Genomic DNA, 22156 nt, shown 5'->3' on the forward strand with positions numbered 1-22156 from the left:
GCAACTTCAGATTTGAATGATTTATACCGTCGTGTAATCATCCGTAACAACCGTTTGAAAAGATTGATGGAGATCAAAGCTCCTGAAGTTATCTTGAGAAACGAGAAACGTATGTTACAGGAATCAGTAGATTCACTTTTCGATAACACACGTAAAGCTTCTGCAGTTAAAACAGAATCTAACAGACCATTAAAATCATTATCGGATTCCTTAAAAGGTAAGCAAGGACGTTTCCGTCAAAACTTACTTGGAAAACGTGTGGATTATTCTGCTCGTTCGGTAATTGTTGTTGGTCCTGAATTGAAATTGTTCGAATGTGGATTGCCAAAAGACATGGCATCTGAGTTGTACAAACCTTTCGTAATCCGTAAATTGATTGAAAGAGGAATTGTAAAAACAGTTAAATCTGCTAAAAAAATAATCGACAAAAAAGAGCCTGTAGTTTGGGATATTCTTGAAAATGTAATCAAAGGACACCCAGTATTACTAAACCGTGCTCCTACTTTGCACAGATTAGGTATTCAAGCTTTCCAGCCAAAATTGATTGAAGGAAAAGCAATTCAGTTACACCCTTTAGTTTGTACGGCGTTTAACGCGGATTTTGATGGGGATCAGATGGCAGTTCACTTGCCGTTAGGACCAGAAGCTATTTTGGAAGCACAATTATTAATGCTGGCTTCTCATAATATCCTGAATCCTGCGAATGGAGCTCCTATTACTGTACCTTCTCAAGACATGGTTTTGGGTCTTTATTATATGACCAAAGAACGTTTGTCAACAGAAACTCATAAAATTTTAGGTCAGGATTTGACTTTCTATTCTGCGGAAGAAGTAAATATTGCTTTGAACGAAGGAAGATTAGAATTGAATGCCCGTGTGAAAATCAGAGCAAAAGATTTTAATGAAGAAGGAGAATTAGTATACAAAATTATTCAAACAACAGCAGGTCGTGTATTGTTTAACGAAGTAGTTCCGGAAGCTGCTGGTTATATCAATGATGTATTGACTAAGAAAAACTTGAGAGATATTATTGGACACATTTTAAGTGTGACCAATGTTCCTACAACTGCTGCTTTCTTGGATAATATGAAAGATATGGGGTATAAATTCGCTTTCAAAGGAGGATTGTCATTCTCTCTTGGTGATATTAGAATTCCAGATCAAAAAACAAAATTAATTGCAGATGCCAGAGAACAAGTTGAAGGTATTTCTGCTAACTATAACATGGGTCTTATTACCAATAACGAACGTTACAACCAAGTTATTGACGTATGGACTTCAACAAATGCACAGCTTACAGAAGCAGCAATGAAAAACATTAGAGAAGATCAACAAGGTTTCAACTCTGTGTATATGATGCTTGACTCTGGGGCGAGGGGTTCTAAAGAACAGATTCGTCAGTTAACTGGTATGCGTGGTTTGATGGCTAAGCCTAAAAAATCGACTGCTGGTGGTGGTGAAATTATTGAAAACCCGATTCTTTCTAACTTTAAGGAAGGTCTTTCTATCCTTGAGTACTTTATCTCTACTCACGGTGCTCGTAAAGGTCTTGCGGATACCGCTTTGAAAACGGCGGATGCGGGTTACTTAACGAGAAGATTACATGACGTTTCTCAGGATGTAATTGTGAATACAGTGGATTGTGGTACTTTAAGAGGTGTTGAAGTTTCAGCATTGAAAAAGAACGAAGAAGTTGTGGAAACTTTAGGAGAAAGAATATTAGGACGTGTGGCGTTGCAAGATGTTATCAATCCTTTGACAAATGAAGTTATCATTGCTGCAGGTGAACAAATTACCGAAGCATATGTGAAAGCAATAGAAGCTTCTCCACTTGAAAAAATAGAGGTTCGTTCTCCATTAACATGTGAAGCTACAAAAGGTATTTGTGCTAAATGTTACGGTAGAAACCTGGCAACTGGTAAAATGACTCAAAAAGGAGAGGCAGTTGGAGTAATTGCTGCTCAATCTATTGGGGAGCCAGGTACACAGTTGACACTTCGTACGTTCCACGTTGGAGGGGTTGCCGGTGGTGTTTCTGAAGAATCAAGCATTGTTGCAAGATTTGGAGGAAAACTGGAAATCGAAGATTTGAAAACGGTAGTTGGAGAGGATAGCGAAGGAAACAAAGTTGATATCGTTGTGTCTCGTTCTACAGAATTGAAATTAATTGATGAGAAAACAGGAATTCTTTTAAGTACTCATAATATTCCTTATGGTTCCAGCATCTTTGTTAATGATGGTGATTCTGTAGCAAAAGGAACTGTTATTTGTAAATGGGATCCATATAACGGGGTTATTGTTTCTGAGTTTACAGGTAAAATTGCTTATGAAGATTTAGAGCAAGGACAATCGTTCATGGTTGAGATTGATGAGCAAACCGGATTCCAAGAAAAAGTAATTTCTGAATCAAGAAATAAAAAATTAATTCCTACTTTATTGGTTTATGGTAAAGAAGGAGAGTTGATACGTTCTTATAACTTACCAGTAGGGGCACACTTGATGGTTGAAAACGGTGAGAAAATTAAAGCTGGTAAAGTTTTGGTTAAAATCCCTCGTCGTTCATCTAAATCTGGGGATATCACAGGAGGTTTACCTAGAATTACAGAGTTGTTAGAGGCTCGTAATCCTTCAAACCCAGCTGTAGTTTCTGAGATTGACGGTGTTGTTACTTTTGGTAAAATTAAAAGAGGTAACCGCGAAATCATTATCGAATCTAAATTTGGTGACGTTAGAAAGTACTTGGTTAAATTATCAAGCCAGATTTTAGTTCAAGAAAATGACTTCGTTAGAGCTGGGGTTCCATTGTCAGATGGTGCTATTACTCCAGATGATATTTTGAGAATTCAAGGACCAGCTGCTGTTCAACAATATTTGGTAAATGAAATTCAAGAGGTGTACCGTCTTCAAGGGGTAAAAATCAACGATAAACACTTTGAGGTAGTAATACGTCAAATGATGCGTAAAGTTAGAGTTGAAGATCCAGGAGATACTTTATTCTTAGAAGATCAATTGATTCATACTAAAGATTTCATCGTTGAAAACGATAAATTATACGGAATGAAAGTGGTTGAAGATGCTGGGGATTCAAGTGTTTTAAAAGCGGGTCAAATCATTACTCCACGTCAGTTGCGTGATGAAAACTCATTATTGAAACGTACAGATAAGAATCTTGTTGTTGCTCGTGATGTAATCACAGCTACAGCAACTCCAGTTTTACAAGGTATTACAAGAGCTTCTCTTCAAACTAAATCATTTATTTCTGCTGCTTCTTTCCAAGAAACAACAAAAGTATTAAACGAAGCTGCTGTTGCAGGTAAAGTTGATTTGTTAGAAGGATTGAAAGAAAATGTAATTGTTGGTCATAGAATCCCTGCTGGTACAGGTATGAGAGAATATGATAATGCGATTGTAGGTTCTAGAGAAGACTATAATGATATGATGGCAAATAAAGAAGAGTATATTTATTAATTCTTTCCTCAATGTTCTCTCTCTGCCAAAAGTAGGGAGAGAGTATTGAAAAATTCTAAATTTTATGAGCAATTCTAACCAACAACAAGAACAGATTAATATTGAATTAGATGAAAAAATAGCTGAAGGAATTTATTCCAATTTGGCTATAATTAATCATTCTTCATCTGAATTTGTATTAGATTTTGTTTGTATTATGCCTGGTGTTCCTAAAGCAAAAGTGAAATCAAGAATTGTTTTGACTCCACAACATGCCAAAAGATTACTCAAAGCAATAGGTGAAAATGTTCATCGTTTTGAATTAGCCCATGGTGAAATAAAAGAGGGCGAACAAGCTCCAATTCCTTTAAATTTTGGTCCTACTGGACAAGCATAATTATAAATTAAAGACCTCAGAAATGAGGTCTTTTTTTTTTTAATCTATTTTAAAAAATAGTCGTTGCATCAATTCTGTCGCTTTATGCATTTAAACGGCTATTCGTGTATTTTAACGACTATTTTTTTTCTAGGCTAACGATTCATTTATTTTCGCGCGCAGCATATGATCCAAATCATATAAGTGAAATTAAAGATGAACAAAAATTTTAAATTAATAAAAACTAGCAGTAATAAAGGATTTTACTTTGTTATGTTTTTGCTTGTTTTTTTTATTTCCTCCTTTTCATCATTTGCTCAAAAAAGTAATTTGAAAGTTCTCACGGATGAAGTTTTAATGAATCCAAGTATTGTAATAGAGAATCCAATAAAAGAAGTATCAACTTCTGTTGACTCGAACGTCAATTTTATACTTTGGTTTATGGGAACAAAAGAAGATATTGGTAGGACTTTTTCGATGGACGGAATGTATTCTAAAAAAAGTTTTATGACTTCTGGTAGAGAACCAAATCATTTATTAGTAAAAACGCTTTTGAAGAAAGCACTAAATATTAAATCTTGTTAGCGAGTATTTAAGGTTGAATTTAATTTGTATATATAAAAACGCCAATTCAAATTGGCGTTTTTTTTATATATAATAATTAATCAAATTCAGAAGTGAAAAATAATTTTACACTTGGATATTTACTTTGAGTCATTTGAATTGTAAAGTCTGAATCAGCAAGGAAAACAAGCTGATTGTATTTGTCTTTTGCTAAAAACTTTTGTTTAATTCTTTGAAATTCTTTAAATTCTTCATTCTTCGCATCATCTGGTTTTACCCAACAAGCTTTGTGTACAGGGAAATTTTCATAAGTACATTTTGCACCATATTCATGTTCCAGACGGTATTGAATAACTTCGTATTGTAATGCACCAACTGTTCCAATTACTTTTCTGTTATTCATTTCTAGAGTGAATAGTTGTGCTACACCTTCATCCATTAATTGGTCAACTCCTTTGTCAAGCTGTTTTGCTTTCATTGGATCAGCATTATTAATGTATCTAAAATGTTCTGGAGAGAAACTTGGAATTCCTTTGAAACTCATTATTTCGCCTTCTGTTAATGTATCTCCAATTTTGAAATTCCCTGTGTCATGCAATCCAACAATATCGCCAGGGTAGGAAATATCAACAATTTCTTTTTTCTCAGCAAAAAAAGCATTCGGACTTGAAAATTTCAAGTTCTTTTTTTGACGAACATGATAATAAGGTTTGTTTCTTTCGAAAGTTCCTGAAACGATTTTTATAAAAGCTAATCTATCTCTATGTTTCGGATCCATATTGGCATGGATTTTAAACACAAATCCTGACATTTTTTCTTCTTTTGGATCAACCAATCTTGTTTCGGAGTCTTTAGGTCTTGGTGATGGTGCAATGCTAACAAAGCAATCTAATAATTCTCGGACTCCAAAATTATTTAAAGCAGATCCGAAAAAAACTGGCTGAATTTTACCATCTAAATACTCTTGGCGATCAAATTTTGGATATACTTCATCTATCAATTCTAATTCTTCGCGTAAACGATTAGCAGGTTTTTGACCGACAATTTTTTCTAATTCCGGGTTTTGTACATCAGAAAAAGCGATTGTTTCTTCAATGTTTTTTCGACTGTCACCGCTAAATAAATTGATGTTTTGTTCCCAAAGATTATAAATTCCCTGAAAATCATATCCCATTCCGATAGGGAAACTTAGAGGTGTAACAGTTAAACCCAGTTTTTGCTCCACTTCATCCATTAAGTCAAAAGCATCTTTTCCCTCTCGGTCTAATTTATTGATAAAAACGATGATAGGGATTTTTCGCATTCTACAAACTGCAACTAATTTTTCAGTTTGTTCTTCTACTCCTTTCGCAACGTCAATAACTACAATTACGCTATCAACAGCTGTTAAAGTTCTGAAAGTATCTTCGGCGAAATCCTTGTGACCAGGTGTATCGAGAATATTTATCTTTCTGTCTTTATAATTAAAAGCTAATACAGAAGTTGATACAGAGATCCCTCTCTGACGTTCAATTTCCATAAAGTCACTCGTAGCTCCTTTTTTTATTTTATTACTTTTTACAGCACCAGCCTCTTGGATTGCTCCTCCAAAAAGTAGTAATTTCTCTGTAAGTGTGGTTTTTCCAGCATCGGGATGTGAGATAATCCCAAAAGTGCGTCTTCTTTCTATTTCTTTTAAAAAGCTCATATTTATTTATCAATTGTCTGCAAAAGTACTATTTATAAATGCGATTTAAAAAATATATGATTATAATATATATGGAATTGACGTTGAAATTTGGAATAAACCTTATTTGATCCGAATAGTGAATAATGATAAACTAACAGTATATTTGCCTTTTAGTATGCTTGCTTTTTTTAAAATTTCATTCTATAATTCCTAGTGTAAAATGGAACTTAATAATTTTTTGTTAATACTATTAAGGAAACTTGTTTAATGGAGCCGAATTGTTATTTTTGTTCGGTTTAACTTTAGATAATTGTAAGGATTTTGCTGAAATATTACGATTTAATTATTGAAAAGTGAAATGAATTGTTTGCTTGGTTTTCAAGTGTTGGATTATAGTAATTCGCTTTTTAAAACTAATTTTTAAAATTTAACATTAATATAAAATATAAAAAATGCCTTTAAAAAATATACAAATGAAATCCATAACCAATAAAGTTGTGTTGACTTTTTTTCTTTTGTTTTCAGTCTTAACTTTTGTAAATGCGCAAGAAATTATAAAAGACAGCGTAGCTACAGTTGCTAAAGCTGATGTGCCTAACAGTGGTAAAAGACTTAAGATTGATGGAATAGTTGCGACTGTTGGGGATTATATTATTTTGGACTCAGATATTGATAAAGGTTATTTGGAAATTACTAGTCAGGGTGGATCTACAAAAGATATTACCAGATGTCAGGTTTTAGGAACTTTGCTAGAACAAAAATTGTATGCACATCAAGCTGTTCAGGATAGTATCATTGTGAGTGATGCTGAAGTAAAAGGGATGATGGATGAAAGGCTAAATTATATGTTAGAACAAATAGGTTCTATGGATAAATTAGTGAAATATTACCAAAAAGATTCAGAAGAAGAGTTCAGAACATATTTCTTTGATGTATTGAAAGAGCAAAAGCTTACAAAGGAAATGACAGATAAAATTGTTGGAAAAGTTGAAATTACGCCTGAGGAAGTCCGTGAATTTTTCAAAAAAATACCAACTGCTGATTTGCCTGTTTTTGGTGCCGAATTAGAAGTAGCTCAAATTGTTGTTAAACCAAAAGTTACCGATGCCGATAAACAAAAAGTCATTGATAAACTCAACAGTTTTAGAAAAGAATGCATGGAAGGAGCGAGTTTTGCAACTAAAGCAGTTTTGTACTCTGAAGATCCTGGCTCTAGTAAAAATGGAGGCTATTATAAAATGACACGTAAAACACCTTTTGTAAAAGAGTTTAAAGATGTCGCTTTTAGTTTGGCAGAAGGTGAGATTTCCGAACCTTTCGAAACGATATATGGATATCATATTATTTATGTAGAAAAAATTAAAGGTCAGGAAATTGAACTAAGGCACATATTGATTTCTCCTGTAGTTTCTCAAGAATCATTAAAAGAGGCAAAAGAGAAAATTACTTTAATTAGAAAAAAAATCTTAGACAAGGAAATTACTTTTGCAGAAGCAGCAAGAACCATGTCTGATGAAAAGGAAACCAGAGCTAATGGTGGTGCTTTAGTGAATTCTAAGACTCAAGACACTCGTTTTGAATTAACGAATATGGATCCTTCAATCTATAACCAGGTTTCTAATTTGAAAGACAATGAAATTTCCATGCCATTTCTTGAAGATGCCCAAGGGAAGAAGTATTATAAAATCATGACAGTTACTAATAGAATTGATTCTCATACTGCTGATTATGCTAAAGATTATATTAAAATTAAAGATTTAGCTTTGAAAGAAAAACAAATTAAAGCTATTGCTAAATGGTTTGATGCAAAAATAAAGGATACTTATATTAAAATTGTTGATGAATATAAAGATTGTCCATTTACAAATAATTGGGTTAAAAAATAATTTTCAATAAATAAATAAAAGAGTTAGTTTTATGTTTCCATAATACTAACTCTTTTTTAATAAAATAAACATAGAAATGTCGGATGTAACAGCGATTCAAAATTTAGTTCAAAAGCGAAATGAATTAAAAAAAGAGATATCCAAAATTATTGTAGGTCAGGAAGCTGTTGTCGATCAGATTTTGCTTTGTATTTTTTCTGGTGGTCATGCTCTCTTAGTTGGAGTTCCTGGTCTTGCCAAGACTTTATTGGTGAATACTCTTGCACAAGCGCTAGGACTTGATTTTAAAAGAATACAATTCACACCAGATTTGATGCCTTCCGATATATTGGGGAGTGAAATATTAGATGAGAATAGGCAGTTTAAATTTATAAAAGGACCAATATTTTCAAATATTATTTTGGCTGATGAGATTAATAGGACTCCGCCAAAAACACAAGCGGCTTTATTGGAGGCTATGCAAGAACGTTCCGTTACTATTGCTGGAGCTAACCATAAATTGAGTTTACCCTATTTTGTTTTAGCAACTCAGAATCCAATTGAACAGGAGGGGACTTATCCTTTGCCGGAAGCACAATTAGACCGTTTTATGTTTGCTATAAAATTGGAATATCCTTCTTTTGCAGAAGAGGTACAAGTAGTAAAACAAACTACGACAGATTCTAAGGTGATAGTAAATCCGTTGTTTAATGGTCAGGAAATTATAGATTTTCAACACTTAATCCGCCGCATTCCAGTTGCTGATAATGTAGTTGAATATGCGGTAACTTTAGTAAGCAAAACGCGTCCTGACAATGCCCTTTCAAATGAATTTGTGAAGAATTATTTGGATTGGGGTGCAGGGCCGAGAGCTTCTCAGAACTTAATTTTAGCAGCCAAAGCACATGCTGCTTTTCATGGCAAATTTTCCCCAGATATAGAAGATGTCAAAGCTGTTGCTGTGGGTATTTTACGTCACCGAATTATAAAAAATTATAAGGCTGATGCCGAAGGTATAACTGAAGAAATCATAATAGGAAAGCTAGTTTAATAGAAAAAAATAATAATTTAATGAAAAGTGCTACAATCTAATAAGAATGTAGCACTTTTAGTTTTAACAATAATTTTTCTTTTTGTTAAAACTAAAATCTACATTGCGAAATTTTCAAATTTTGATAACGAAATATGTATTTTTATTATTTTAAAGCAGTGAAATCTTTTATTTTGCAATAATAATTTTTGAAAATGGTCCTTCTATTAAATTTTTTTAAATTCTCATCTTTAATTATTATGTTTGCAGCACAAAAAAAACACTAACTTATTATGGCATTTGGTTTTGACCTGATCAAGGAAATCTGCCTTTAAAAAAAGACCTCTATTATGAATATTTATAACGATTATCTTAAGGAAATCGAAGAAAGAAAAGCGCAGGGACTTCATCCTAAGCCAATCGATACTGCTGAATTGTTAAGCGTAATTATCGAACAAATAAAAGATGTTGATAATGTTTATCGCGAAGACTCACTTAAATTTTTTATTTATAACACTTTACCAGGAACTACAAGTGCTGCAGGTGAAAAAGCGAAGTTTTTAAAAGAGATTATTCTAGGAGAATCTATAGTAAAAGAGATTACTCCAGTTTTTGCTTTTGAGTTGTTATCACACATGAAAGGTGGTCCTTCTATAAAGGTATTGCTTGATTTGGCTTTAGGAAATGATGTTGCTATTGCAAAAGAAGCGGCAAAAGTTTTAAAAACTCAAGTTTACCTTTACGAAGCAGATACTAATCGTTTAGTAGAGGCTTATAAAAATGGTAATGAAATTGTTAAAGATATTCTGGAAAGTTATGTGCAGGGAGAGTTTTTTACAAAACTACCAGAAGTAGCAGACGAAATTAAGGTAGTTACCTTTATTGCTGGCGAAGGTGATATTTCTACCGATTTGCTTTCTCCAGGTAACCAAGCACACTCAAGATCTGATCGTGAATTGCACGGGAAATGTATGATTACTCCTGAGGCGCAAGCAGAAATCAAAGCATTGCAAGCACAACATCCTGACAAAAGCGTTATGTTGATTGCTGAAAAAGGTACAATGGGGGTAGGTTCTTCAAGAATGTCTGGTGTTAACAATGTGGCACTTTGGACAGGAAAAAAAGCAAGTCCATATATTCCATTTGTAAATATTGCTCCAATTGTTGGTGGAACAAACGGTATTTCTCCAATTTTCTTAACAACTGTTGATGTTACTGGAGGTATTGGTTTGGATCTTAAAAACTGGGTTAAAAAGCTTGATGAAAATGGTAACCCAATCCGTAATGAAGCGGGAGAACCAATTTTGGAAGAAGCTTATTCAGTTGCGACCGGAACGGTCCTTACTATAAATATTAAAGAGAAAAAACTTTATAAAGGAGACCAAGAGCTTATAGATATTTCTAAAGCATTTACTCCTCAAAAAATGGAATTCATCAAAGCTGGTGGTTCATACGCTATAGTTTTTGGTAAAAAATTACAAACATTCGCAGCAAAAACTTTAGGAGTTACTGCTCCAACTGTTTATGCTCCATCAAAAGAAATTTCACACGAAGGACAAGGTCTTACAGCTGTTGAAAAAATCTTTAATAAAAATGCCGTTGGTAACACTCCGGGCAAAGTATTGCATGCTGGGTCTGATGTTCGTGTTCAAGTTAACATTGTTGGTTCGCAAGACACTACAGGTTTGATGACTGCTCAGGAATTAGAGTCTATGGCTGCTACGGTAATTTCGCCAATTGTTGATGGTGCTTACCAATCAGGTTGTCATACTGCTTCGGTTTGGGATAAAAAAGCTCAGGCAAATATTCCTAAGTTAATGAAATTTATGAACGATTTCGGATTGATCACGGCTCGTGACCCGAAAGGCGTTTATCACTCAATGACAGATGTTATCCACAAAGTATTAAATGACATTACTATTGACGAGTGGGCTATCATCATCGGTGGTGACTCTCATACTAGAATGTCAAAAGGTGTTGCTTTTGGTGCCGACTCTGGAACAGTAGCTCTTGCATTGGCAACTGGAGAAGCTTCTATGCCAATCCCAGAATCAGTAAAAGTTACTTTCAAAGGTGATATGAAAGGCTACATGGATTTCCGTGATGTGGTTCACGCTACTCAGGCACAAATGCTTCAGAAATTTGGTGGAGAAAACGTATTCCAAGGAAGAATTATTGAGGTTCATTTAGGAACGCTTACCGCTGATCAGGCTTTTACATTTACTGACTGGACTGCAGAGATGAAAGCAAAAGCTTCTATCTGTATTTCTGAAGACGATACTTTGATTGAATCATTGGAAATTGCAAAAGGTAGAATCCAGATCATGATCGACAAAGGAATGGATAATGCTAATCAGGTTCTTCAAGGGTTAATTGATAAAGCGGATAAGAGAATTGCAGAAATTATTTCTGGAACTAAACCAGCTTTAACTCCAGATGCAAATGCTAAGTACTATGCTGAAGTTGTTGTTGATCTTGATCAAATTGCTGAGCCAATGATTGCCGATCCAGATGTAAATAATGCCGATGTTTCTAAAAGATACACTCACGATACTATCAGACCTCTATCTTTTTACGGAGGAGTGAAAAAAGTAGATTTAGGATTTATTGGTTCTTGTATGGTTCATAAAGGAGATATGAAAATTCTTGCTCAAATGCTTAAGAATATTGAAGAGCAACAAGGTAAAGTAGAGTTTAAAGCTCCGCTTGTAGTAGCGCCACCGACTTATAATATTGTTGACGAACTTAAAGCTGAAGGCGACTGGGAAGTATTACAAAAATACTCTGGTTTCGAATTCAACGATAATGCTCCTAAAGGTGTTGCCCGTACTGAATATGAAAACATGTTGTATTTAGAGCGTCCCGGATGTAACCTTTGTATGGGTAACCAAGAAAAAGCTGCAAAAGGAGATACTGTAATGGCAACTTCTACACGTCTTTTCCAAGGAAGAGTTGTTGAAGATGCAGAAGGTAAAAAAGGAGAATCTTTACTTTCGTCTACACCAGTTGTAGTATTGTCTACAATCTTGGGAAGAACACCTTCTATTGAAGAGTATATAGCTGCAGTTAAAGGAATTAACCTGACTAAGTTTGCACCTTCTCACAAATTATTAGTGAAATAATCAATAGATTAGTTAATCATAATCCTAAAGCCTGAGTTTTTATAAACTCGGGCTTTTTCTTTTATAGCTACTCTATTTTTCGTAACTTGGAGTTTTTAAAAAATAAACTAACATAACAATTATTAGATCTTATGGCTTTTGATATTGAAATGATTAAAAAAGTGTATGACAACATGGCAACTCGTGTTGATGCAGCACGAAAGATAGTTGGCCGTCCACTTACTTTAACAGAGAAAATTTTATATAGTCACCTTTGGGATGGAACAGCTTCTAAGGCTTTTTCTCGGGGAGTTGATTATGTTGATTTTGCACCAGACAGAGTTGCTTGTCAAGATGCAACAGCCCAAATGGCATTATTGCAATTTATGCATGCCGGTAAGTCAAAAGTGGCGGTTCCAACGACAGTTCATTGTGACCACTTAATTCAGGCAAAAGTTGGTGCTTCAACAGATTTACAAGTGGCAAATACACAGTCAAAAGAAGTTTTTGATTTCTTATCGTCAGTTTCAAATAAATATGGAATTGGTTTTTGGAAACCAGGTTCAGGAATTATCCACCAAATTGTTTTAGAAAATTATGCTTTCCCTGGAGGAATGATGATTGGAACCGACTCGCATACGGTAAATGCAGGCGGATTAGGAATGTTGGCAATCGGTGTTGGTGGTGCAGATGCAGTAGATGTAATGTCTGGAATGTCTTGGGAATTAAAATTCCCTAAATTAATTGGAGTGAAATTGACTGGGAAATTATCAGGTTGGACTGCTCCTAAAGATGTTATTTTAAAAGTGGCTGATATTCTTACTGTAAAAGGTGGAACAGGAGCTGTCGTTGAATATTTTGGTGAAGGTGCTACTTCAATGTCTTGTACAGGAAAAGGAACTATTTGTAACATGGGTGCCGAAATTGGCGCAACCACTTCTACATTTGGTTACGATGATTCTATGCGTAGATATTTAACAGCTACAGATCGTCAGGATGTAGTTGATGCTGCTGATAAAGTAGCTTCTTACTTAACTGCAGATCCTGAAGTTTATGCTAATCCGGAACAATATTTTGATCAACTTATTGAAATAAATTTATCTGAGTTAGAACCACATATCAATGGTCCATTTACTCCAGACCGCGGAACTCCTGTTTCTAAAATGAAAGAGGAAGCTGCTGCTAATGGATGGCCAATAAAGGTTGAGTGGGGATTAATTGGTTCTTGTACAAATTCGTCTTATGAAGATATGGCTCGTGCGGTGTCAATCGTAAACCAAGCTGTTGAACACGGAATTACTCCAAAAGCTGAATTTGGAATTAACCCAGGTTCGGAGCAAATTCGTTACACTATCGAAAGAGATGGTATGATTGCTGCTTTTGAAAAAATGGGAACCAAAGTATTTACCAATGCTTGCGGACCATGTATCGGACAATGGGATAGAGAGGGAGCGAATAAAGAAGAGAAAAATACCATCGTACATTCCTTCAACCGTAATTTCTCAAAAAGAGCAGATGGAAATCCAAATACACATGCTTTTGTAACTTCGCCAGAAATGGTGGCTGCTTTGGCAATATCAGGAAGACTAGATTTTAATCCTTTGACTGATACTTTGTTAAATGATAATGGAGAACCAGTGAAATTAATTGCTCCTTTTGGTGATGAATTGCCCAAAAGAGGTTTTGATGTTGAAGATGCAGGATTCCAGGCGCCAGCAGAAGACGGATCAAATGTTCAGGTAAATGTAAACCCAACTTCAGATCGTTTGCAATTATTAGCTCCGTTTGATGCTTGGGATGGACAAAATATTACAGGCGCTAAATTACTAATCAAAGCTTTTGGAAAATGTACAACAGACCATATTTCTATGGCTGGACCGTGGTTGCGTTTCCGTGGACATTTAGATAATATTTCAAATAATATGTTGATTGGTGCGGTTAATGCTTTTAACCAAAAAACAAATTCCGTTAAGAACCAATTGACAGGTGCTTATGATGGAGTCCCTGCTGTGGCACGTGCTTATAAAGCGGCTGGTATTCCGTCGGTTGTTGTTGGAGATCACAACTACGGCGAAGGTTCCTCTCGTGAACACGCTGCAATGGAGCCACGTTTCTTAGGTGTAAAAGCAGTTTTGGTAAAATCATTTGCCCGTATTCACGAAACCAACCTTAAAAAACAAGGTTTGTTAGGGTTGACATTTGCAAACGAAGCTGATTATGACAAAATCCAGGAAGATGATACCATCAACTTCATAGATTTGGTTGATTTTGCACCTGGAAAACCTTTGACATTAGAATTTGTTCACGCTGATGGAAGCAAAGATATAGTCTTAGCAAATCACAGCTATAATGAAAGTCAAATTGGTTGGTACAAAGCAGGTTCAGCATTAAATTTGATTGCAGCTAATGCATAATAATTTACCAATTATAAATCAAAACTCTCAAGGTAACTTGAGAGTTTTTTGTTTAGCTATATTGATGAAATTTTAACTCTGTTCGGTTTAGTGTTTTCAAATTCATTAATATCAATACTATAAAGATTTGATGAAGGATATTGAGAATAATTATTTTCTAAATAACCACCAAGAATATATAACTTATCATCATAAAAGAAAATTTTGGATGCTTTCAGTGGCAAAGCGATAAGGTATTCTTTTAACGTTTTTGTACTGATTTCGTAAGTATATATTTTTTCATTCTCGAAAAAATATATAGTATCATCTTTATTAGTTACTGCCGGAAAATCTAAACCATTAAATAATTCACCTTCATTTTTCCATGTTTCAGTCGTTAAATCAAAACTTTCTATTGTTGATAATGATTTTCCGTTATTCCCACCGACCAAATATATTTTATCTTTAATCAGAACTCCACTAGCTTCTTTTGCTGCAGGCATATTTGTTAATTCATACCAATAGCCGGTTTTTATATCGTATTTATGTACTTTGTCAGTATATGTTTTTAAACCTTTTTCGGTCATTTTTATAGAACCACCCATTGTGATTATACTTTGATTGTAAGTAAAAGAGGCAGCATTTGCCGCTTGATGAGGATTGGTATTGTCAATAGTAATAGTTTCCTTGTTGATGTCAAAAACTTCAATTTTGTCGTCCAAATATTCAAATTTTCCATTTGCAGAGATTTTTTTTCCACCTAAAACATATATAGTGTCCCTGTAAATATTTAAATTATGATAGGCTCTTTTTCTGAATTTTAATTTCGAAGTTTCCCATTGATTTTTATTTATATCATAAATTAATAGATTTCCTTTGTAGTATTGACCAGATGATTGCGCTCGAAGTTCTCTCATATAATCCTCTAGGGTAAAATCTGGTTTTTCATATTGTAATTTTTTCCAGGCGTCGGCTCTAAATGAACTGTCCCCACCAATTACATATATTTTATTATTATTTAAAATAGATCCAAATGAGGAAATTGCATATTTTAATGGAGCTAATTTTGTGAAGTTGAGTTTTGATTTTAATTCCTTATTGGAAACAGAAAGCGTCAGTCCATTTAATTGTTCAATTTGTTCCTCCAAAAAAATCAAATAATTACTTTTTTTAAAGTCCAGATAGCTAATTTTTTTGGAAGTATATCCAATATGGGTCACATACAATGAATCATTTTCGTTGGGTTCTCTACTAACTTTTAATTTGAATTCACCTTTTTCGGTAGTTGTGGCGCTTTTGTCAATTTGATTTATTGAAACATTCGCATCCTGGATAGGAAGCTTATTTCTTTTATCGATAATGGTGCCTTTTATATTTTGCGTAAATGAAAATAAAGGAACTAGTAATAAAATCACAAGTATTTTTTTCAAAACATAGACTTTAAGAGAGAATATTGTCTTAAAATTAATACTTTTTTAAATTAAATTGGCTTTTACTTTATTTATTATCAAAATATTATTTTAAAAATAATTTAGATAAGGAGCTAAATCCTGCTGTCCATTACAAGCTTGTTCATATCCTTGTTTTTTTCTTGGTATAAAAGGAGCTTCCGTTGGTCGCTCTTTTATATCAAGAAAAAAATACAAGTCTATTTCACAAGGCTTTTCATTTCCATCAGGGCTATGGAATTCATTTTCAGAAAAACATTTATCTGTATTTCCAGAATTAATAATCTGTGCGAAACCAAAAGGGTAAGCCGAATAATCAATGAGAATACTTCCAGTTTCTAGTGTTCCAATTTTATCCTTCCAGATATAGATAATAAGTTAAAAACTTATAAGATGAAATCGTTGTTTGCTCATACTCTCCCAATAAAAAGTATATCTGTAAAAAAAGATTGCCTTAATATGCGATTGAGATGAAGTGATGAAATTGTATCTTTAATGTAATAAAACTTAAATCAGAAAGTAAATGGAAAGCAGAGTTCAAACCCCGCAGGAAGAAGTAGCTAACGGAATTTCACATGGTCTGGGAATTCTTTTTTGTTTGATTGGAGTCCCTTTTCTTATTGCAAAAACAATCGAGCCGTACAATTTTGTTGCTATAACTTCCGTTATTTTATTTGGAATTGGAATGCTGTTAGTGTATTCGTTTTCCTCGTTGTATCATTTAGCTAAAAATGAGAAATGGAAACAACGGCTCAAAATCGCCGATCATATCAGTATTTATTTTCTTATTGCAGGAACGTATTCACCATTAATGATTACCTATTTGAATAGAAAAACGGCTTTGGTTTTTTTAGGTGTAATGTGGTCAATTGTTTTATTGGGTGCTTTTTTTAAGGTTTTTTATGTTAACCGTTTCAAAGTTGTTTCTGTTGTGTTTTATCTATTGATGGGCTGGATGATCGTTTTTGTGATAAAACCATTATGGGGAGTAATTCCTCTTTCTGTTTTTTTGTGGATTGTAGCCGGAGGATTAAGTTATAGTATTGGAGTTTATTTTTATCTGAAAAGTTATAAAAACTACTTTCATACGATTTGGCATTTTTTTGTATTATTTGGTACTATATTTCATTATGTGGCAATTTTGAAAAGTTTATAAATATCAGATGCCGTTTGTGAAAACTGAATTGTGTTAAAAATTATAACATTTTCTAAAATTTTATAACCATATATTTTTTGAATTTATTTAAAAACCTATATTTGTAAATCTCGAAAAAATAATGTTTTTTTTGAATAAAAAATACAATTAAATTCAATAATCCCCCTCGAATTTAGTTGTATTAATAAAATCTGAGGTGGAATTGAAATTAGAATGAAATATCTTAGAATCATTGTTTTAGCACTTTTTTTGTCAAGCATTAGTGTTTTTGCGCAGGATAACACCATTAAGCACACTATTGTAAAAGGAGAAACAATTTCTAGTATTGCTCAAAAATACAATGTTTCGATGGAAGCTATTTACAAGCTGAATCCTAAAGCTAAAAAAACCTTACAACTCAAACAGGTTCTTTTAATTCCAAATTCCGAGCCAACAAAAACAAGCAACTTGGCAAATACAGTTTCAGAAAAAACTACAGATGTAACTCACGAAGTAATGCCGAAAGAAACGCTTTACGGAATTACAAAACAATTCAAAACCACAACCGAATTACTGTACAAAGCCAATCCAAAACTAGAAACTGAGGGATTAAAAGTAGGACAGAAGATCATAATACCTTCCAAATTCTCTAAAAAAGAAATCGAGAGTTTATCAAATACAAATAGTAATACAGAAGAAACCGTTGTAGCCGAAACGCCTTTAACACATCAGGTAAAAGCTAAAGAATCATTATATTCCATTGCAAAAATATATGGAATCACTTTGGCAGAATTGCAAAATGCCAACCCAACTATTGGTAAAAAAGGTTTAAGTATTGGACAAACCATTACTATTCCTGGCAATGCAAGGTCCTCCAAAATTGAGCCTTCTATCAATAAGGAAAGCTTAACAACCAATGAAATTCCTGTAAGTCAAACCCCTGTCCCTGTTATTGTTGAAAAAGAAAAAAATCAATCAAAAACAGTTTCTGCTGAAACTCCGACAACAGAAACGATTCATGTGGTTTTATCCAAAGAAACTAAATACGGAATTGCAAAGAAATATGGAATCACTATAGCTGAATTAGAAAATCAAAATCCAGCTATCAAACAAAAATTAGAAGTTGGCGCAAAATTGACGATTCAGGTTCCAAATAATAGGATTGATAAAACGACAATAAATCAGGAAAATGAAAATATAGGTGTCGCTACTCAAATGGAAAAAAAGCAAGATTCAGCCGCAACTCATTTCCCTGTTGCAAATGAAGAATTAATCGATAAATTAATTGGCGAAGCCTCAGATAAAATAGGAACTCGATATAGAACTGGCGGAACAACTACAGCCGGATTTGATTGCTCAGGTCTTATGTGTTCTACTTTTGGAGCATTTGATATAAAATTGCCAAGATCCTCTATCGAACAATCTTCGATAGGAGAAAAAATTGATGGGGAGAATGCTCAAAAAGGAGATTTGATTTTCTTTAAAACAAATGGGAGGCGGCATATTAATCACGTAGGAATGGTTATTGAAGTAAATGAGGATGAAATAAAATTTATTCACTCATCAACACATTCGGGAGTAATTATATCTTCGACTAAAGAGCCATATTACAAACGAAATTTTGCCCAGGTAAATCGTATTATCAAATAGTTTTTTTGAAAAAATAATAAACCAACTCTTAAGGAAACTTAAGAGTTTTTTTGTTTTTTACCAGTTATACTTAAAATTGAGACGAATTAGTCTTTTTCAAAAAAAAGTATATCTTTAACCAACCAAAACTAAAAACCAAAAAATGGAGGAAAATAAACCAGCAGAATTTAAAAGAGAACTTGGGTTACTGGATGGAACTATGCTTGTTGTAGGGTCTATGATAGGATCTGGAATATTTATTGTGAGTTCGGATATGGTGCGTCAATTGGGGTCTGCCGGCTGGTTGATCGCGATGTGGGTACTTACGGGATTTATTACTGTGATTGCCGCGGTAAGTTATGGCGAGTTGAGCGCGATGTTTCCCAAAGCGGGCGGACAATATGTTTACATAAAAGAAGCTTATGGAAAATTGATTGGCTTTTTATACGGTTGGAGCTTTTTTGCTGTGATACAAACGGGTACAATTGCAGCGGTGGGTGTGGCTTTTTCTAAATTTGCCGCTTATTTGTGCCCAGCTGTGAGCGAAAAAAATATTGTTTATGAATTAGGCGATTTTAAACTCAGTGCTGCACAAATTGTTTCGATAATTACTATTATTCTGTTGAGTTATATCAATAGTCGTGGCGTGAAAAACAGCAAGATTTTGCAAACGGTCTTGACGGTTATTAAAATTGCTTCGATTTTGGGATTGATTATTTTTGGATTCGTTGCTGCCAAGTCCGAAGTTTGGGATACCAACTGGGCGAATGCTTGGACTTCTCAATCATTGAATGTAGAAACGGGTTCTTGGCTTCCAATTAGTGGAGTGGCTTTAATCTCGGCAATGTCGGCGGCATTGGTCGGTTCTTTGTTTTCCAGCGTGGCATGGGAAGGCGTGACTTTTATAGCTGGCGAAATTAAAAATCCAAAACGTAATGTAGGATTGAGTTTGTTTCTAGGGACTTTGATTGTAAGCTGTATTTATATTTTGGCTAATGTGATGTATTTGGCGGTAGTTCCTTTGCAGGATATTGCTACGGCAGAATCGGATAGGGTGGCTGTTGTGGCATCACAAAATATTTTTGGAAATATAGGAACAATAATTATCGCATTGATGATCATGATTTCAACTTTTGCCTGTAATAATGGTTTGATTATGTCTGGAGCAAGGGTTTATTATACGATGGCTCAAGATGGTTTGTTTTTCAAAAAAGCTTCTCATTTGAATAAGGCTAGCGTCCCAGCTTGGGCATTGTGGGCGCAGTGTTTTTGGGCTTCTGCTTTGTGTTTGACTGGGAAATATGGAGATTTGTTGGATTTCGTTGTAATCATCGTTTTAGTGTTTTACATCCTGACCATTTACGGGATTTTTATTCTTCGTAAGAAAATGCCAGATGCCGAAAGACCGTATAAGGCTTTTGGTTATCCTTTTTTGCCAGGACTTTACATTCTTATTGCTATTGCCATTAGTATTGCTCTATTGTATACAAAACCTAGCACTTGTGGTTGGGGTGTATTTATAATGTTGATTGGAATTCCGATTTATTATTTGTCAAAACCCAAAGAATAGTTTGAATTTCGTGTCTGTAGAGATGCACTGCAGTGCATCTCTACAGTGCATCTCTACACAAATAAAAAACAGAAAGCCCGTTTTGATTCAAAACGGGCTTTTCTAGTGTAGTAAGCACTTATTTAATATTAGCAAACAGCGTTTTCTAATACTAACTCTTCATTAAAAGGAAGATTCCAAGCTTCGGCTACTCCTTTATAAAGGATTTTTCCGTTGGCAATATTTAATCCTTTTTTTAATTCTTCATTTTCCGAACAAGCTTTTTGCCACCCTTTGTTCGCCAATTGTAAGGCATAAGGTAAAGTAGCATTTGTAAGTGCTAATGTAGAGGTATATGGAACTGCTCCTGGCATATTAGCCACGCAGTAATGAACAATATCATCGATAATGAAAGTCGGGTTTTCGTGAGTTGTTGGAGTACATGTCTCGATACAACCACCTTGATCCACAGCCACGTCAACTAGGACAGTTCCCGGACGCATAGATTTTAGCATATCACGTTTGATCAAGTGAGGTGCTTTTGCTCCTGGGATTAATACTGCACCGATTACTAAATCAGCTTCGGTAATTGCTTTTTTAATATTATAATCATTTGACATTTGAGTCGTTACGTTGGCAGGCATAATATCGTCCAATTGACGCAAACGAGGTAAGCTAACATCCATAATAGTTACTTGAGCGCCTAAACCGGCAGCCATTTTCGCAGCTTGAGTTCCTACGATTCCGCCTCCAAGAACCAAAACTTTTGCTGGAGGAACGCCTGGAACACCACCAAGAAGAATTCCTCTTCCTTTTAATGGTTTCTCTAAGTATTTGGCCCCTTCCTGAATAGACATACGACCAGCTACTTCAGACATTGGAACTAATAAAGGTAAACTACGATCTGCTTTTTCTACAGTTTCGTAAGCTAAACAAACAGCTTTGCGTTCAATCATAGCATGAGTTAATGGCTCTGATGATGCAAAGTGGAAATAGGTAAAAAGCAATTGATCTTTTTTAATTAAATTATATTCTGACGCAATTGGCTCTTTTACTTTAATAATCATTTCGGCAATAGCATAAACCTCTTCAATAGTTGGTAAAATTACCGCTCCTGCTGCAGCATATTCTTCATCTGAAAAACCGCTTCCTTCACCAGCAGTAGCTTGAACATAAACACTATGACCGTTATTTTTCATCTCAGCGGCACCTGCCGGAGTTAACGCTACACGATTTTCGTTATTCTTGATTTCTTTTGGTACACCGATTATCATAAACTATTGAATTTAGTGATTGACTTTTATTATGATACAAATTTAGGTGATAAAGAAAATTTTTGTTAATTGTAAAATTAAAAAAGAAAATTTTATTTTTAATTGGTACTTTTACATGAAATTATTCTTTATTTATTATTCTTTATATTTTAAAAAAGAAAAATAATCGGAATATTTTGTTATTTTTAACTGTTTTAAACTCCTATTTTGTTATGAATTTAGATGAAATTGACAGAAAAATACTTCGGCTGCTGCAGGAAGATGCCCATTTGACTTTAAAAGACATTTCGAATAAAATAAATCTTTCGCTAACTCCTGTTCATGATCGGGTAAAACGACTTGAAAAAGAAAGGGTTATAGAGCGCTATGTTTCTATTTTAGATAAAAAGAAACTAGGTAAAAACCTCACTGTTTATTGTCAGGTGACATTGATAAAGCAAACTTTCGATATTTCAGATAGTTTTAATAAAGCAATATTAAATATGCCCGAAGTGCTCGAATGCAATTTTGTTTCAGGCAATTTTGATTATATGCTAAAAATTGTTTTGCCTGATATGGAAAGTTACCATCATTTTCATCAAATGAAACTATCAGCTTTACCCGAAGTGTCGTTGATTAATAGTTTTTTTATTATTTCTGAAGTGAAGAGTACAACCGTTTTACCAATCTAAATTTA

At 34.1% G+C, this 22156-nt stretch carries 14 protein-coding genes; 11 read left to right on the forward strand and 3 right to left on the reverse strand.

The genetic code is table 11. The features are described from left to right. The 3 genes from rpoC to VLC96_RS02305 all read left to right on the forward strand — a co-directional run. The coding region (rpoC, locus tag VLC96_RS02295) for a DNA-directed RNA polymerase subunit beta' (protein WP_325260434.1) at nt 1-3468 on the forward strand (3468 nt) is incomplete at its 5' end. Between the two features lie 64 nt (nt 3469-3532). Beyond that, complete coding sequence (locus VLC96_RS02300) at nt 3533-3844, forward strand: DUF3467 domain-containing protein (protein ID WP_325260435.1); 312 nt, start codon at nt 3533-3535, stop codon at nt 3842-3844. A 309-nt stretch (nt 3845-4153) separates the two neighbouring features. Next, complete coding sequence (locus VLC96_RS02305; protein ID WP_325260436.1) at nt 4154-4408, forward strand: hypothetical protein; 255 nt, start codon at nt 4154-4156, stop codon at nt 4406-4408. A gap of 76 nt (nt 4409-4484) precedes the next feature. Here VLC96_RS02305 and VLC96_RS02310 read toward each other — a convergent pair whose 3' ends face one another. Further along, a complete protein-coding gene (locus tag VLC96_RS02310) occupies nt 4485-6074 on the reverse strand; it encodes a peptide chain release factor 3 (RefSeq protein ID WP_325260437.1) in 1590 nt (529 codons plus the stop codon). Between the two features lie 434 nt (nt 6075-6508). Between VLC96_RS02310 and VLC96_RS02315 the strand changes: the two genes are divergently transcribed. The 4 genes from VLC96_RS02315 to VLC96_RS02330 all read left to right on the forward strand — a co-directional run bounded on the left by VLC96_RS02315 (nt 6509) and on the right by VLC96_RS02330 (nt 14466). Then, nucleotides 6509-7942: a peptidylprolyl isomerase gene (locus VLC96_RS02315; protein ID WP_325260438.1), complete on the forward strand. Its 1434-nt coding sequence runs from the start codon at nt 6509-6511 to the stop codon at nt 7940-7942. Nucleotides 7943-8018: 76 nt separating this feature from the next. Then, complete coding sequence (locus VLC96_RS02320; protein WP_325260439.1) at nt 8019-8972, forward strand: AAA family ATPase; 954 nt, start codon at nt 8019-8021, stop codon at nt 8970-8972. A 329-nt stretch (nt 8973-9301) separates the two neighbouring features. Next, nucleotides 9302-12073, forward strand: coding sequence for a bifunctional aconitate hydratase 2/2-methylisocitrate dehydratase (locus tag VLC96_RS02325; RefSeq protein ID WP_325260440.1), 2772 nt, complete (start codon nt 9302-9304; stop codon nt 12071-12073). A 131-nt stretch (nt 12074-12204) separates the two neighbouring features. Further along, complete coding sequence (locus tag VLC96_RS02330) at nt 12205-14466, forward strand: aconitate hydratase (RefSeq protein WP_325260441.1); 2262 nt, start codon at nt 12205-12207, stop codon at nt 14464-14466. A gap of 56 nt (nt 14467-14522) precedes the next feature. Here VLC96_RS02330 and VLC96_RS02335 read toward each other — a convergent pair whose 3' ends face one another. Continuing rightward, entirely contained in the window at nt 14523-15875 is a 1353-nt protein-coding gene (locus VLC96_RS02335; RefSeq protein WP_325260442.1) for a Kelch repeat-containing protein, read from the reverse strand. Nucleotides 15876-16416: 541 nt separating this feature from the next. Between VLC96_RS02335 and trhA the strand changes: the two genes are divergently transcribed. From trhA to VLC96_RS02350, 3 genes are all read left to right on the forward strand, one after another. Further along, the gene (trhA, locus tag VLC96_RS02340) at nt 16417-17049 is read left to right on the forward strand and encodes a PAQR family membrane homeostasis protein TrhA (protein WP_325260443.1); all 633 of its coding nucleotides are present in this window, start codon (nt 16417-16419) and stop codon (nt 17047-17049) included. 213 nt (nt 17050-17262) lie between these two features. After that, complete coding sequence (locus VLC96_RS02345; RefSeq protein ID WP_325260444.1) at nt 17263-18678, forward strand: C40 family peptidase; 1416 nt, start codon at nt 17263-17265, stop codon at nt 18676-18678. Between the two features lie 142 nt (nt 18679-18820). After that, a complete protein-coding gene (locus tag VLC96_RS02350; protein ID WP_325260445.1) occupies nt 18821-20227 on the forward strand; it encodes an APC family permease in 1407 nt (468 codons plus the stop codon). A gap of 128 nt (nt 20228-20355) precedes the next feature. Here the strand turns inward: VLC96_RS02350 and ald are convergent, their stop codons facing one another. Then, nucleotides 20356-21480 carry an alanine dehydrogenase gene (gene ald, locus VLC96_RS02355; protein WP_325260446.1) on the reverse strand — a complete coding sequence of 375 codons (1125 nt, stop codon included), beginning with the start codon at nt 21478-21480 and terminating at the stop codon, nt 20356-20358. Between the two features lie 212 nt (nt 21481-21692). Here ald and VLC96_RS02360 point away from each other — a divergent pair, with 212 nt between their 5' ends. Further along, nucleotides 21693-22151: an Lrp/AsnC family transcriptional regulator gene (locus VLC96_RS02360; RefSeq protein ID WP_325260447.1), complete on the forward strand. Its 459-nt coding sequence runs from the start codon at nt 21693-21695 to the stop codon at nt 22149-22151. Nucleotides 22152-22156: the final 5 nt, after the last annotated feature.

This window comes from Flavobacterium sp. (assembly GCF_035456085.1).
GTDB lineage: Bacteria > Bacteroidota > Bacteroidia > Flavobacteriales > Flavobacteriaceae > Flavobacterium.

What these genes read in the sequence shown, in the direction of transcription:
- VLC96_RS02345 (WP_325260444.1), top strand. Translation starts at nt 17,263, where the DNA reads ATGAAATATCTTAGAATCATTGTTTTAGCACTTTTTTTGTCAAGCATT.
- VLC96_RS02300 (WP_325260435.1), top strand. Translation starts at nt 3,533, where the DNA reads ATGAGCAATTCTAACCAACAACAAGAACAGATTAATATTGAATTAGAT.
- ald (WP_325260446.1), bottom strand. Translation starts at nt 21,480, where the DNA reads ATGATAATCGGTGTACCAAAAGAAATCAAGAATAACGAAAATCGTGTA.
- VLC96_RS02315 (WP_325260438.1), top strand. Translation starts at nt 6,509, where the DNA reads ATGCCTTTAAAAAATATACAAATGAAATCCATAACCAATAAAGTTGTG.
- VLC96_RS02360 (WP_325260447.1), top strand. Translation starts at nt 21,693, where the DNA reads ATGAATTTAGATGAAATTGACAGAAAAATACTTCGGCTGCTGCAGGAA.
- VLC96_RS02350 (WP_325260445.1), top strand. Translation starts at nt 18,821, where the DNA reads ATGGAGGAAAATAAACCAGCAGAATTTAAAAGAGAACTTGGGTTACTG.
- VLC96_RS02310 (WP_325260437.1), bottom strand. Translation starts at nt 6,074, where the DNA reads ATGAGCTTTTTAAAAGAAATAGAAAGAAGACGCACTTTTGGGATTATC.
- VLC96_RS02325 (WP_325260440.1), top strand. Translation starts at nt 9,302, where the DNA reads ATGAATATTTATAACGATTATCTTAAGGAAATCGAAGAAAGAAAAGCG.
- VLC96_RS02330 (WP_325260441.1), top strand. Translation starts at nt 12,205, where the DNA reads ATGGCTTTTGATATTGAAATGATTAAAAAAGTGTATGACAACATGGCA.
- trhA (WP_325260443.1), top strand. Translation starts at nt 16,417, where the DNA reads ATGGAAAGCAGAGTTCAAACCCCGCAGGAAGAAGTAGCTAACGGAATT.
- VLC96_RS02320 (WP_325260439.1), top strand. Translation starts at nt 8,019, where the DNA reads ATGTCGGATGTAACAGCGATTCAAAATTTAGTTCAAAAGCGAAATGAA.